Source organism: Devosia sp. FJ2-5-3, assembly GCF_029201545.1.
GTDB lineage: Bacteria > Pseudomonadota > Alphaproteobacteria > Rhizobiales > Devosiaceae > Devosia.
The window spans coordinates 433,398-445,585 of sequence record NZ_CP104007.1; the positions used below are offsets into that span (position 1 = coordinate 433,398).

Below are 12,188 nucleotides of genomic sequence, written 5' to 3' on the forward strand. Positions count from 1 at the left end.
CTACGGCGAAGAGGTCTGGGATGGAGAGGAAGTGTCGGAGCGGCCCCCATCCATCCTGGCTCCCATCCCCCCACCCTCAATCCCTCCCCGCGAGGGGGAGGGAGGCCGGCCGGTTCTCTTGACGAGAAGTTGCCCCACCCACGGACGGGCTCCTCCCCCTCCCAGGGGGAGGCCGGGTGGGGGTCTACCCTCACGCAGGCCTGCCTAGTGAAACAGCCCCGTCCCGCCCGAATCCGCCTGCTTTACCCGCGCCCGGTCCAGCACGGCAGGCTCGAGCAGCCGTGCATTGATCCCCAGGCGGTCCCGGCTTTCGGCGCGGGGGTACCAATGGGTGACGCAGCCGCAATGGGCGCAGCGGTGGAAATCGATGTGCCTGCCGTTCCAGGCATAGGTGTCGGTCGGCTGGGCCGAAAGGATGGTGACCTCGGCCTTTGTATAATAGGCCCAGAGCGTGCCATAGCGCCGGCAAAGGCTGCAATTGCAGTGAGTGACTTCCGCTGGTGCGCGGGAGAGGCGCAGCGTTACCGCTCCGCAATGGCAGGTGGCGGAGATGCCTTCTTCCTCGTCCGATTGCGCCATGAAAATCCTCCCGATGGTGTCCAAGCCATAAAGCCAGATTGACCCAAATGGCGCAATTCTTTAGCCCTGTAGAGAAGAACAAAGGAGGAATGCCCGATGGAGTATCGCTATCTCGGCCGTTCAGGCCTGAAAGTCTCGGTTCTCACCATGGGCACGATGACTTTTGGCGGCAGCGAGCGGATCGGCCACACCGATCTGGCGGGCGCGGCGCGCCAGGTCGACCTCTGCCTCGATGCCGGCATCAATCTCTACGACACCGCCAATGTCTATAACGCCGGGGTCTCCGAGGAAATTCTCGGAGCCGTGCTGAAGGAGAACGGGCGGCGGCAGAAGGCGCTGGTCGCCACCAAGGTGCGTTTCAAGATGGGCGAGGGGCCCAATCAGATCGGGCTGTCGCGTCACCACATCATCGAGCAATGCAAAGCCAGCCTCAAGCGCCTCCAGACCGATGTCATCGATCTCTATCAGGTCCATGAATGGGATGGGATGACGCCGATCGAGGAAACGATGGAAGCGCTCGATACGCTCGTGCGCCATGGCCATGTCCGCTATATCGGCTGCTCGAACTATTCGGGCTGGCATATCATGAAGGCGCTGATGGCGGCCGACAGGCGGCAGGGCGAGCGCTTCGTCTCCCAGCAGATCCATTATTCGCTCCATAGTCGCGACGCCGAATATGAGCTGGTGCCCATTTCGCAGGACCAGGGCCTGGGTATCCTCATCTGGTCGCCGTTGGCGGGCGGGCTGCTTTCGGGGAAATATCGCCGCGATGGCGGGCCCGAGAGCGGGCGGCATGTCGGTGGGTTCCGCGAGCCGCCGGTCTATGACTGGGAAAAACTCTACAACGTCATCGACGCAATCGTCGGCATAGCCGAGAACCGCGGCGTGTCGGGCGCGCAGATCGCGCTGAGCTGGCTGTTGGGGCGGCCCGGCGTCACCTCGGCGATCATTGGAGGGCGCAATGAAGAGCAGTTCCGCGACAATATCGCAGCAACAAGTCTTGTGCTGAGCGCCGAAGAGCGGGCAAGACTGGACGCCGTGAGCCGCCCGCCGCTGCTCTATCCATATTGGCATCAATCCTTTTCCGCCCAGGACCGTCTGGGTCCGGCGGACCGCGATCTCATCGCTCCCTATGCAGAGGAATTCAAGCGTGGCTGATTTCGTCTTTTCCCCTCCCGCCGTGGTAACCATTCCCGTTGCGGGTGGCGGGCTGTTCCCCGTTCGCCGCGTGTTCTGCGTCGGTCGCAATTATGCCGAGCATGCCCGCGAGATGGGCAATGACGAGCGCGATCCGCCCTTCTTCTTCACCAAGCCCGCCGATGCGGTGGTGACAGGGGGAAAAGATATCCCCTACCCACCCCAGACGAGCGATTTTCATCACGAGATCGAACTGGTCGTCGCCATCGGCAAGGGCGGGGCCAATATCGCCCCCGAAAATGCCCAAGGGCATATTTTCGGCTATGCCGCCGGGCTCGACATGACGCGGCGCGATCTCCAGGCGCTCGCCAAGAAGTCGGGCCGCCCATGGGACATGGCCAAGGGCTTTGATTCTTCCGCGCCCATCGGCGATATCGCGCCAGTTTCGTCCATCGGTCATCCGGCAGATGGGGCGATCACGCTCGACGTCAATGGTGTTAACCGGCAGCGCGGAATGCTGTCGGAAATGACCTGGGATGTGAATAGTGTGCTGACCGATCTGTCACGTTACGTGACCCTGGCGCCGGGTGATATCATCATGACCGGCACGCCTGCCGGGGTAGGTGCGGTGGTTCGCGGTGACCTCCTCGAAGGCCGCATCGAGGGCATCGGAACGGTCACGGCGAGGATCGGCTGATGCCGGTCTGGTCGTCCCAACAGGATGCGGCGCTGGTCGCCGTGTCCAATTGGCTCAAGGATCGGAACGGGCCCCAGGTGTTCCGGCTCTTCGGTTGGGCCGGAACGGGAAAATCCACCCTCGCCGTGCATCTGGCGCAGGATATCCGCTCAGTCAAATACGCAGCCTTCACCGGCAAGGCGGCCCTCGTGATGCGAAAACGCGGCTGCAAGGGCGCCCAGACGATCCATTCGCTGATCTACACGCTGGTCTCGGAAAAAGAGGGCGAACCGCGCTTCGTCCTCGATTCCGAAAGCCCGGCCGCCGACGCTGATCTCATCGTCATCGATGAGGTCTCGATGGTCGACGAACAATTGGGCGCGGACCTCTTATCCTTTGGAACCAAGGTGTTGGTGCTGGGCGATCCGTTCCAGCTGCCGCCGGTGCAGGGGGCAGGCTTCTTCACCACCGAAGAGCCGGACATCATGCTGACCGAAATCCACCGGCAGGCGGCGGACAATCCGATCATCCAGCTTTCCATGGCAGTGCGGGAGGGCGGCTTCCTCGAACATGGCCGCTACGGCGAATCCGTGGTTGTCGGGCGCGACAAGGTTGATCGCGACGCCGTGCTCGAGGCCGACCAGGTCCTCGTCGGCCGGAACAAAACCCGCCTCACCTACAATGACCGGCTGCGGGAATTGAAGGGCCTGCCTTTCCACGAGCCGGTGGTCGGCGACCGCATGGTGTGTCTCCGCAACAATCCGCGAAAGCGCCTGCTCAACGGCCAGATCTGGATCGTCACCGAGGCGCTCAAGCGCAATAATGGCAAATGGTCGCTCATGCTGGCCGACGACGAGGGCAAGGGTGAAGCCAAGGTTATGACGCACAAGGCGTTTTTCTCGGGCGAAGAGGATGCCATGAGCTGGCCGGAACGCCGCCAGTTCGATGAATTTACCTTCGGATATTGTCTCACCGTCCACAAGGCGCAGGGCAGCCAGTGGGATAATGTCTATCTCTTCGACGAAAGCTTCGTCTTCCGCGAGGAGCGGGCGCGCTGGCTCTATACGGGCATTACCCGGGCGGCAGAGAAGATCACGATCATCAGCTGACGCCACGATTGCGCCAAACTTGACCGGCTCTGTAGAGATGGCGCGAAGTCGCCCTGCAAAAGACTGATGTCCCAAGCGCTTGAAGCGCTTGCGCAGGGCGCTTCGATACCACATCATCATGATCGACATTGCCCGCCCGGGCCGGAGTCCCACCATGCATCACGACACCACCCTGATCACGACAATCGTCGCTGGTCTGGTGCTGGCCTATATATTCGGGATGATCGCCAATAGGCTGCGTTTGCCGCCGCTGGTGGGCTATCTCTTTGCCGGCATATTGGTGGGTCCGCATACGCCGGGCTTTGTCGCAGACCAGGAACTGGGCGCGCAATTGGCCGAGCTGGGGGTGATCCTCCTCATGTTCGGCGTCGGATTGCATTTTTCCCTCAAGGACTTGATGAGCGTGCGCGCGCTCGCCATTCCCGGTGCCATCGTCCAGATCGGCTTTGCCACATTGCTTGGTGCCGGGCTTGGGCTGCTGCTCGGCTGGACGCTCGGCGCGGCGCTGCTGTTTGGCCTTGCATTGTCAGTGGCGTCCACGGTTGTCCTGCTCAAGGCCCTGCAGGACCGACGGCTCATCGAAAGCGAGCGCGGCCGGATCGCGGTCGGCTGGCTGATCGTCGAGGACCTTGCCATGGTCCTCGCCCTCGTTCTGGTGCCGGCCATTGCCAGCCTCTATGGCACTGATACGGGCATCCATGATCCCTTCGTTTCCTTTGTAGAGCGCCTTGTGGGCACCGACATCGGTATCTGGGGCGTGCTGGCGCTGACCCTGGTCAAAGTTGCCGCCTTCGTCGGCTTCATGCTGATCGTGGGGCGGCGGATCATCCCCTGGGCATTGCATGCCACGGCGCATACCGGCAGCCGCGAACTGTTCCGCCTCGCCGTTCTGGCCATTGCCCTGGGCGTGGCGCTCGGGTCCTCCGTGCTCTTCGGCGTTTCGCTGGCGCTCGGCGCCTTCTTTGCGGGGATGATCCTGTCGGAAAGCGAACTCAGCCATCGTGCCGCCAACGAAACCCTGCCGCTGCGCGACGCCTTTGCGGTGCTGTTCTTCGTATCGGTCGGCATGCTGTTCGACCCGATGATCGTGCTCAACCAGCCGCTCCTGGTCTTGGCCACGGTCTTCATCATCGTCATCGGCAAGTCCTTGGCGGCCTTTGGTATCGTGCTGTTGTTCCGTCGACCGGTGTCGACGGCGCTGACCATCTCGGCGAGCCTGGCGCAGATCGGCGAATTCTCATTCATCCTCGCCAGCATGGGCGTTGCATTGGCCATCCTGCCGCAGGAAGGACAGGATTTGATCCTCGTTGGCGCGCTGATTTCCATCGTGCTCAACCCGGTGGTGTTCTGGGTGGCCGAGGCGATGCGGCCCGGACTTGAAGCGCGCTACGGCCAGAAGCGGGCAGCGGAAGGCGAGGGCCGGATCGAGCCGGGCGAGCTTTCACGCGCGGCGGAAGGCCCGGCAACGACCGATATCCCAACAAGTGCCGCCGTGGATCGCGGTGCTTTGGGTGCCGATGACGACACTGGGGAGCCGTCCAGCCTGACCGGCCACACCGTTCTGGTGGGCTATGGCCAGGTCGGGCGCATCGTTGCGGCAGGGCTCAAGACCGAAGGGACCGGCGTGGTCGTCATCGAGGATAGCGACCATGACGTTGCCGCGGCGCGTGCCGAAGGCTTTGAGGTGGTCTATGGCAATGCCGCCAGTGCCCCGGTGCTGCGGCTGGCCAATCTCGAGGCCGCCAAGAGCCTGATTATCGCCATTTCCAACGCCTTCGAGGCGGGCTCGGTCGTTGAGACGAGCCGCAAGCTCAATCCCTCCATCGCCGTCGTGGCGCGCGCCTATTCGGCCGAGGAGGAAGATTTCCTGCGCAATCTGGGCGCCACCACAGTCATTCGCGGCGAGCAGGAGATCGGCAAGGGCATATTGTCCCATCTCCAGGACGAACCGGTCCTTGAAGTCGTCGCTGAGCCGGAGATCCGGTTGCCGGCCTCGGACAATCTTGTGGCACGGGCGGCCGCGTCGGTAATTGCGCCGGTGGCGGTGAGCGAGCCCATCGACGCTGCGCCGGCGCCGGTTGAGACCGTCGCGGTGGTTGCGGAAGACACTGCCGATGAAGCAGTGCCGGAGAGCGCTCCGGAGGCGATTTCCGAGGCGGAAACAGCCCCTATGGCGCCAATCACGGTGCTGGACGCGCCAATTGTGGACGATACGCCGTCCTTGGCACCCAACGCCGAGGCCGAAGTGCTGTTGCAGGCCGAGATCGTTGCGGTCGAACCCGTCCCTTCCATCGGAGAAGCGCCGGCCGAGATCGATGAACTGGTTGTGCCGGCTTCGGACTTGCCGATTGCGCCAGCGGCAGAAGCCGATGCGCCGACGCCCGACAGCCTGCCCGCGGAGGAAAATCGCGATCCGGCAGCGGAAATTCAGGCCGAGGGGGATGCCGAGGCGGTCGTGCCGCCAGTCGTTCCCGAAGCGCCTCAAACCACCACAGAGGCTGCGCCGGAACCCTCGGTCGCCGTGCCGCAGGAAGAGCAATCGGCTCCTGCCGAGGCCGAAGCTCCGCCAGAGACAGAGATCGCAGCGTCCGAAGACACGCCAGAGGAAATTGAAGGCAGCGGTACAGAGCCGGGCACTGCCGACGAAGAAAAGAACAAGAGCGGGGCGGACGTGCCGCCCGTCATGCCTGAGCCCAAGCCTTCCTAGGTTTGGGCTGGGCCGTGTGAGGACCGATGATTTCGCAAAAGGCCAAATATGCGCTGCGGGCACTGGTATCGCTGGCGCGCGCCGGGCGGGGGGAGAGCCGAATGATCGGCGAGATTTCCCGGGACCAGGCCATCCCCAAGAAATTCCTCGAGCAAATCCTGCTCGAGCTCAAGCGCGCCGGCTATGTTTCGAGCCGGCGCGGTCGCATGGGCGGCTATGAGCTGGTCAAGGCGCCTGAAGAAATCATGTATGGCGAAGTGCTGCGGCTGATCGATGGGCCGATCGCCCCGCTTCCCTGCCTCTCCAAGATTGCCTATCGCAAATGCGCGGACTGCCAGGACGAGGCGTCATGCGAAATCCGCCATGTCTTCGAGCGGGTGACCCTGGCCACCCGCGACGTGCTCGATCGCACCAGCCTCGCCGATTCGCTGCGGCTCGAAGACTTACCGGTTTAGCCGAAGACCACTGTCTTCTTGCCGTTGAGCATGACCCGGCTTTCGAGGTGCAGCTTTACGGCCCGCGCCAAGACGCGGCTTTCGATGTCACGGCCGGCGGCAACGAGGTCGTCGGGGCTCATGGCATGGGTCACCCGGGCGGTTTCCTGCTCGATGATCGGACCCTCGTCGAGGTCGGGCGTCACGTAGTGCGCGGTCGCACCGATGATCTTGACCCCGCGCTCATGGGCCTGGTGATAGGGCTTTGCGCCCTTGAAGCTGGGCAGGAACGAGTGATGGATGTTGATCACCTGCCCGAAGAGGCGGGTGGAGAGATTGTCCGAAAGCACCTGCATATAGCGGGCCAGAACCACGAGGTCCGCGCCGGACTGCTTGACGATCTCAAGAACGCGCGCCTCCTGCTCGGCCTTGGTGTCCTTGGTCACCGGCAGATAATGGAAGGCGATGCCGGCATCTTCGGCAATCTTGCGCGCATCTTCGTGGTTGGAAATGACCGCGGCGACATCGGCGTCCAGCCACCCAACGCGGATCTGGTAGAGCAGATGAAGCAAGGTATGGTCAAATTTGGAGACCAGGATGACGATGCGCTTGCGCTGGCTCTGGTCGGTCAGTGCCGTTTGCATGTCGAAGCGGGCGATAGGGGACTTCAGCGCTTTCTCGATAATGTCGCGATCCACACCGCCGGGGGCGGTGAAGGCGAGGCGCATGAAGAAGCGACCCGTTTCCTTGTCCCAGAACTGATTTGATTCGGCGATGTTGGCTTTCAGCGCCGCCAGTTCGGTCGTGATGGCCGCCACGATGCCGGGGCGGTCAGTGCAGGACAGGGTGAGAACGAAATTGGCCGACATGCAGGCAGCTCCCTTGAATTCTGCCCAGCGGTATCAAGGCCTTGGGTAGTTTCGTCAAGGGGTAACACTAAAACAGAAAAGGGCTGCCCGCGATGGACAGCCCTTCCCTGAGTCAGTGGCCTCGAGGGCACAGGAGGTGGGTGCTAGCCGAGATCACTCCCAATCAACACCTTGAACCCCAGACCTTCTTCGAGCACCAAAATCTCATAAGACACTGGAACACCTCCTTTTCGTTGGTTGAACATGGGCTCAGATTGAGCCCGAAGACTGTCCTTGTCTAGTCACAAAACAGTCACGCTGTTTGCGAGGACCAATATTGGCGATCCCTGCAACGCCGATTCTGGGTCGGGCGGGCGGTCGGCGAGGCGATGCTGCGGGGGCGAAAGGCGTGCCGGCGAAGGAGTTTTGAGACCCTATTTGGGCGGAAAAGAATTCCGCACCCCGGTGTCCCGGAGTGCGGAATGATGAGCTCAGGCGCGGGCCTTTTTTGGCCTACCGCGGAGCTGGATGAGCGTGGCGGCCAGGACACCGAGCGCCACGATGCCGATAATGATGGTCGCAAGGGCGTTGACGTCCGGAGACACGCCGAGCCGGACTTTCGAGAAGATGACCATGGGCAGCGTCGAGGAGCCCGGGCCGGATACGAAGCTGGCGATGACCAGATCGTCAAGCGAGAGGGTAAAACCCAGGAGCCAGCCCGACACCAATGCAGGGGCGATTATCGGCAAGGTGATGTCAAAGAAGGTGCGCACCGGCGAAGCGCCGAGATCCATCGCCGCTTCCTCGAGGCTGCGATCGAAATCGGAAAGGCGCGACTGCACCACGACGCAGACATAGGCGGTGCAGAAGGTGGCATGGGCAATGACGATGGTCATCATCCCACGGCCCTGCGGCCAGCCCAGGAGGCTCTCCATGCCCACGAAGAGCAGGAGCAGCGAGAGGCCGGTGATCACGTCCGGCATGACGAGCGGCGCGGACACCATGCCCGCAAACAGGGTCCGGCCCTTGAAGCGCCGGAAGCGCACGAGGGCAACTGCCGCCAGCGTGCCGAGGACCAGGGCGATTGTGGCGCTCAAGGCGGCAATCTGGAGGCTGAGCCAGGCGGCCCCCAGCAATTGCGGATCGTTGAGAAGGGCGCTGTACCACTTCGTCGAAAAACCTGACCAGACCGTCACCAGGCTCGACTCGTTGAACGAGAAGATCACCAGCGAAATGATGGGCGCATAGAGGAAGGAAAAGCCCAGGGCCGCCGCAATGGGGAGAAACCAGCCACGAGAGAACATCTTACTTCTCCACCACGGCGCCCTGCGCCTTTTGCAGCAGCATGATCGGCACGACCACAACGACGAGCATGGCAACGGCGACGGAGGCGGCGCGCGGCCAATTGGCGGCACTGAAGAACTCGTCCCACAGGACGCGACCGATCATCAGCGTTTCCGGCCCGCCCAGAAGCGAGGGAATGACGAATTCGCCGATCGCCGGAATGAAGACCAGCATGGAGCCGGCGATGATGCCCGGGAGCGACAGCGGCAGGGTAACAGAAAGGAAGGTCCGCAACGGACGCGCGCCGAGATCGGCCGCCGCCTCGAACAGCGATACATCCAGCTTCACCAGCGTCGTATAGAGCGGCAGGATCATGAAGGGCAGATAGGTATAGACGATACCGACATAGACCGCGAAATCGGTCTGCATCATCACCAAAGGCTGCATGCCGAAAAGGCCCAGGAACTGGTTGATGACGCCATTGCCGCGCATGAAGCCCGACAGCGCGTAAACGCGCAGCAGGAATGAGGTGAAGAAGGGCAGGATGACCAGCATCAGCAGCGCGTTGCGCCATTTGTCCGGCGCCCGCGCAATCGCATAGGCCATGGGATAGCCCACGACCAGCGTGATCACCGTGGCGATTGCCGCGATGCGGATCGAGGACAGATAGGCCGCTACATAAAGATTGTCCGAGAACAGGCGGATGTAATTCGACAGATGCAGGGTCAGCTGCACCGTCCCTTCCTCGGTGGTGGTGAGGAGGGGAGAATAGGGCGGGCGGCCAAATTGCTTGGTGGCCAGCGAGATTCCGAAGACCACGGCAAGCGGCACGAGAAAGAACACGAACAGCCACAGAACCGGCGCGATCAACACCAGGAAGCGGCCCGAAATGCCGACCTTGGCCAGGCGGCGTTCCACCACGTTCCAGGGGCGGAGGCGCCGGGGCGGTGGGATGGTGGGCTCGTGGGTCGTGGTCATACTGTCAGCACCGAGCCGGCATTGTCATGCCAGGAGACATAGACATCTTCTTCCCAGGTGATGGCGTCGGGATTGCCGCGCACGGAGTTGGTCTGGCTGACCCTGATGCGCTTGCCGCTTTCGAGCCTGACCTGATAGAGCGAAATATCGCCGAGATAGGCGATTTCCTCGACCACGCCCCTGGTGACATTGGCGTCGAATGGGCTTTCCGGTCGCTCCCGGCTCAGCACCATTTTTTCAGGGCGAATGGCCCACCACAAGATCTGGTCGGGGGCGCAATCGACGCCGTGACCGACATAGATGTCGCTGCCCAGCTCGCTTGAGCGGATGCGGATGTGATCGGGCTCGTCCGCCGTCACGACGCCTTCGACCATATTGGCGGAGCCGATGAAATTGGCGACGAAGCGCGAATTGGGGAATTCATAGATGTCGGTGGGCTCGCCGATCATGGCGATTTCGCCCTGGTTCATCACGCCGATCCGCGTCGCCAGGGTCATGGCTTCTTCCTGGTCGTGCGTCACGACGATGAAGGTAACGCCCAGCTGTTCCTGAATCTTGACCAGTTCGAACTGGGTTTCTTCACGCAGTTTCTTGTCGAGGGCGCCCAGCGGCTCGTCGAGCAGCAGCAATTTGGGGCGTTTGGCCAAGGCGCGTGCGAGAGCGACACGCTGGCGCTGGCCGCCAGAGAGTTGATGCGGCTTGCGCTTGCCGTAGTCCTGCAGCTTGACCAGCGCCAGGAGTTCAGCGACGCGGGCCGCGATATCGGCCTTGGGCAAATGGTCCCGCTTGAGACCATAGGCAATGTTCTGCTCGACCGTCATATGCGGGAACAGCGCATAAGACTGGAACATCATATTGATCGGCCGGTTGTAGGGCGGCACATCGGTCATGTCCTGGCCATCGATCTCGATGACGCCGGATGTGGGTGTTTCGAAACCGGCCAGCATGCGCAGGAGCGTCGACTTGCCCGAGCCCGATCCGCCCAGCAGGCAGAACAGTTCCGAGCGATAGATATCCAGCGAAACGTCATGGACGGCGGTGACATCGCCGAATTTCTTGGTGACGTTCTTGATGCGCACGAACGGCTTGTTGTTGCCTGGGTCACGCCATGGGCGCGTATCAACTGCAAGCTGCGGCTTCTTGGCCATGTCTGACTCTTGAAATGGGTGAAGGGGCGGCATTTCGGCCGCCCCTTTCATGCCTGTTACTACTGACCGGTTTTGATGCGGGTCCAGGTGCGGGTCAAGACTTCTTCGTATTCCGGCGAATGGGCCGACATCACGAAGGCTTTTGCCAGCACATCCGCGGGCGGATAGATGCCGGGGTTCGACTTGACTTCCTCATCCACGAACTCGGTGGCCGGAATGTTCGGGTTGGCGTAGTACACATAGTTCGTGATCGCCGCTACCACTTCGGGGCGCAGGATGTAGTCGATGAACTTGTGGGCGTTGTCCTTGTGCGGCGCATCGGCCGGGATGGCGAGGAAGTCGAACAGGGTCGCGGCGCCTTCCTTGGGGATGATGTACTGGACTTCAACGCCCTGATTGGCTTCGGCAGCCGCATCGGCGGCGATGAAGATATCGCCCGAATAGCCCAGCGACAGGCAGACTTCGCCATTGCCCAGATCATCGATGTACTGGCTGGAATGGAAATAGCGGACATAGGGCTTGATGGAGTTCAACAGGGCTTCGGCCTTGGCGAGATCCTCGCTCGATTCCGAATTGGCATCGATCCCCAGATAGTTCAGCGCGATGCCCATGACTTCGGAAGGGCTGTCGAGCAGGGTGATGCCGCAAGTGGCGAGCTTTTCGGCGAATTCGGGCTTGAACAGGAGGTCCCAGCTGTCGAGCGGCGTATCCTCGCCGAGCGCGGCCTTGGCCTTCTCGACATTGTAGCCCAGGCCGATCGTATTGATCATGTAGGGCACGGCGTGGGCATTGTCGGGGTCATGCTGGGCCGCCGCTTCCATCACCGTGGGATCGAGATTGCCCAGATTGGTCAATTTCGACTTGTCGAGCGGAGCAATCAGGCCGAACTTGATCTGGCGCTCGACGAAATTGCCCGACGGCACGACGATGTCGTAGCCCGAATTGCCGGCCAAAAGCTTGGCGTCCACGATCTCGTTGCTGTCATAAACGTCGTAATTGACCTTGATGCCGGTTTCCGCCTCGAAATTGGCGATGGTATCAGCGGCAATATAGTCGGACCAATTGTAGACGTTCAGGACGGGCTCTTCCTGAGCGAGGGCGGGGCCGGCGGCCAGCACTGCGCCCAGAGCGATGGCGAGCGACTTGTTCATTTGGGTGTCTCCTGCAGCGGATAATTGGTGGAGGCAATAGCGTCCCGAAAGACGACTTCCAGGGCGCAATGTGCCCCGACGCGGAAAGGAGCCGCGGCTCAGTGCCGGGGGCTCATCTTTGAGTACCCGGAATATCA

Annotated in this window: 10 protein-coding genes and 1 pseudogene; 5 read left to right on the forward strand and 6 right to left on the reverse strand. The window is 62.0% G+C overall.

What is annotated here, in order from left to right; all coding sequences use genetic code 11:
• Positions 1–204 precede the first annotated feature (204 nt).
• Positions 205–579 (reverse strand): GFA family protein, encoded by a 375-nt coding sequence (locus N0P34_RS02170; RefSeq protein ID WP_275605388.1) that lies wholly within the window; start codon positions 577–579, stop codon positions 205–207.
• 96 nt (positions 580–675) lie between these two features.
• Between N0P34_RS02170 and N0P34_RS02175 the strand changes: the two genes are divergently transcribed.
• From N0P34_RS02175 to N0P34_RS02195, 5 genes and pseudogenes are all read left to right on the forward strand, one after another.
• Positions 676–1,737, forward strand: coding sequence for an aldo/keto reductase (locus tag N0P34_RS02175; protein ID WP_275605389.1), 1,062 nt, complete (start codon positions 676–678; stop codon positions 1,735–1,737).
• On the forward strand, positions 1,730–2,413 hold the full coding sequence (locus tag N0P34_RS02180) for a fumarylacetoacetate hydrolase family protein (RefSeq protein WP_275605390.1): 684 nt from the start codon (positions 1,730–1,732) through the stop codon (positions 2,411–2,413). Before N0P34_RS02175 ends, N0P34_RS02180 begins: the two co-directional genes overlap by 8 nt.
• On the forward strand, positions 2,413–3,501 hold the full coding sequence (locus N0P34_RS02185; RefSeq protein WP_275605391.1) for an AAA family ATPase: 1,089 nt from the start codon (positions 2,413–2,415) through the stop codon (positions 3,499–3,501). Before N0P34_RS02180 ends, N0P34_RS02185 begins: the two co-directional genes overlap by 1 nt.
• 154 nt (positions 3,502–3,655) lie before the next feature.
• Positions 3,656–5,431, forward strand: a pseudogene (locus tag N0P34_RS02190) (cation:proton antiporter); the annotation flags it as partial.
• 803 nt (positions 5,432–6,234) lie between these two features.
• The gene (locus N0P34_RS02195) at positions 6,235–6,663 is read left to right on the forward strand and encodes an Rrf2 family transcriptional regulator (RefSeq protein WP_275605392.1); all 429 of its coding nucleotides are present in this window, start codon (positions 6,235–6,237) and stop codon (positions 6,661–6,663) included.
• Here the strand turns inward: N0P34_RS02195 and purU are convergent.
• The 5 genes from purU to N0P34_RS02220 all read right to left on the reverse strand — a co-directional run bounded on the left by purU (position 6,660) and on the right by N0P34_RS02220 (position 12,051).
• Positions 6,660–7,511, reverse strand: coding sequence for a formyltetrahydrofolate deformylase (gene purU / locus N0P34_RS02200; RefSeq protein WP_275605393.1), 852 nt, complete (start codon positions 7,509–7,511; stop codon positions 6,660–6,662). The two genes, N0P34_RS02195 and purU, sit on opposite strands and share 4 nt — an antisense overlap.
• Positions 7,512–7,981: 470 nt before the next feature.
• Positions 7,982–8,794 (reverse strand): ABC transporter permease subunit, encoded by an 813-nt coding sequence (locus N0P34_RS02205; RefSeq protein ID WP_275605394.1) that lies wholly within the window; start codon positions 8,792–8,794, stop codon positions 7,982–7,984.
• Position 8,795: 1 nt separating this feature from the next.
• Positions 8,796–9,752: an ABC transporter permease subunit gene (locus N0P34_RS02210; protein WP_275605395.1), complete on the reverse strand. Its 957-nt coding sequence runs from the start codon at positions 9,750–9,752 to the stop codon at positions 8,796–8,798.
• Positions 9,749–10,900, reverse strand: coding sequence for a polyamine ABC transporter ATP-binding protein (potA, locus tag N0P34_RS02215; protein ID WP_275605396.1), 1,152 nt, complete (start codon positions 10,898–10,900; stop codon positions 9,749–9,751). Before potA ends, N0P34_RS02210 begins: the two co-directional genes overlap by 4 nt.
• 59 nt (positions 10,901–10,959) lie before the next feature.
• Positions 10,960–12,051, reverse strand: a complete 1,092-nt coding sequence (locus N0P34_RS02220) for a polyamine ABC transporter substrate-binding protein (protein WP_275605397.1) — start codon at positions 12,049–12,051, stop codon at positions 10,960–10,962.
• Positions 12,052–12,188 lie beyond the last annotated feature (137 nt).

What these genes read in the sequence shown, in the direction of transcription:
- purU (WP_275605393.1), bottom strand. Translation starts at nt 7,511, where the DNA reads ATGTCGGCCAATTTCGTTCTCACCCTGTCCTGCACTGACCGCCCCGGC.
- N0P34_RS02170 (WP_275605388.1), bottom strand. Translation starts at nt 579, where the DNA reads ATGGCGCAATCGGACGAGGAAGAAGGCATCTCCGCCACCTGCCATTGC.
- N0P34_RS02220 (WP_275605397.1), bottom strand. Translation starts at nt 12,051, where the DNA reads ATGAACAAGTCGCTCGCCATCGCTCTGGGCGCAGTGCTGGCCGCCGGC.
- N0P34_RS02195 (WP_275605392.1), top strand. Translation starts at nt 6,235, where the DNA reads ATGATTTCGCAAAAGGCCAAATATGCGCTGCGGGCACTGGTATCGCTG.
- potA (WP_275605396.1), bottom strand. Translation starts at nt 10,900, where the DNA reads ATGGCCAAGAAGCCGCAGCTTGCAGTTGATACGCGCCCATGGCGTGAC.
- N0P34_RS02205 (WP_275605394.1), bottom strand. Translation starts at nt 8,794, where the DNA reads ATGTTCTCTCGTGGCTGGTTTCTCCCCATTGCGGCGGCCCTGGGCTTT.
- N0P34_RS02175 (WP_275605389.1), top strand. Translation starts at nt 676, where the DNA reads ATGGAGTATCGCTATCTCGGCCGTTCAGGCCTGAAAGTCTCGGTTCTC.
- N0P34_RS02210 (WP_275605395.1), bottom strand. Translation starts at nt 9,752, where the DNA reads ATGACCACGACCCACGAGCCCACCATCCCACCGCCCCGGCGCCTCCGC.
- N0P34_RS02185 (WP_275605391.1), top strand. Translation starts at nt 2,413, where the DNA reads ATGCCGGTCTGGTCGTCCCAACAGGATGCGGCGCTGGTCGCCGTGTCC.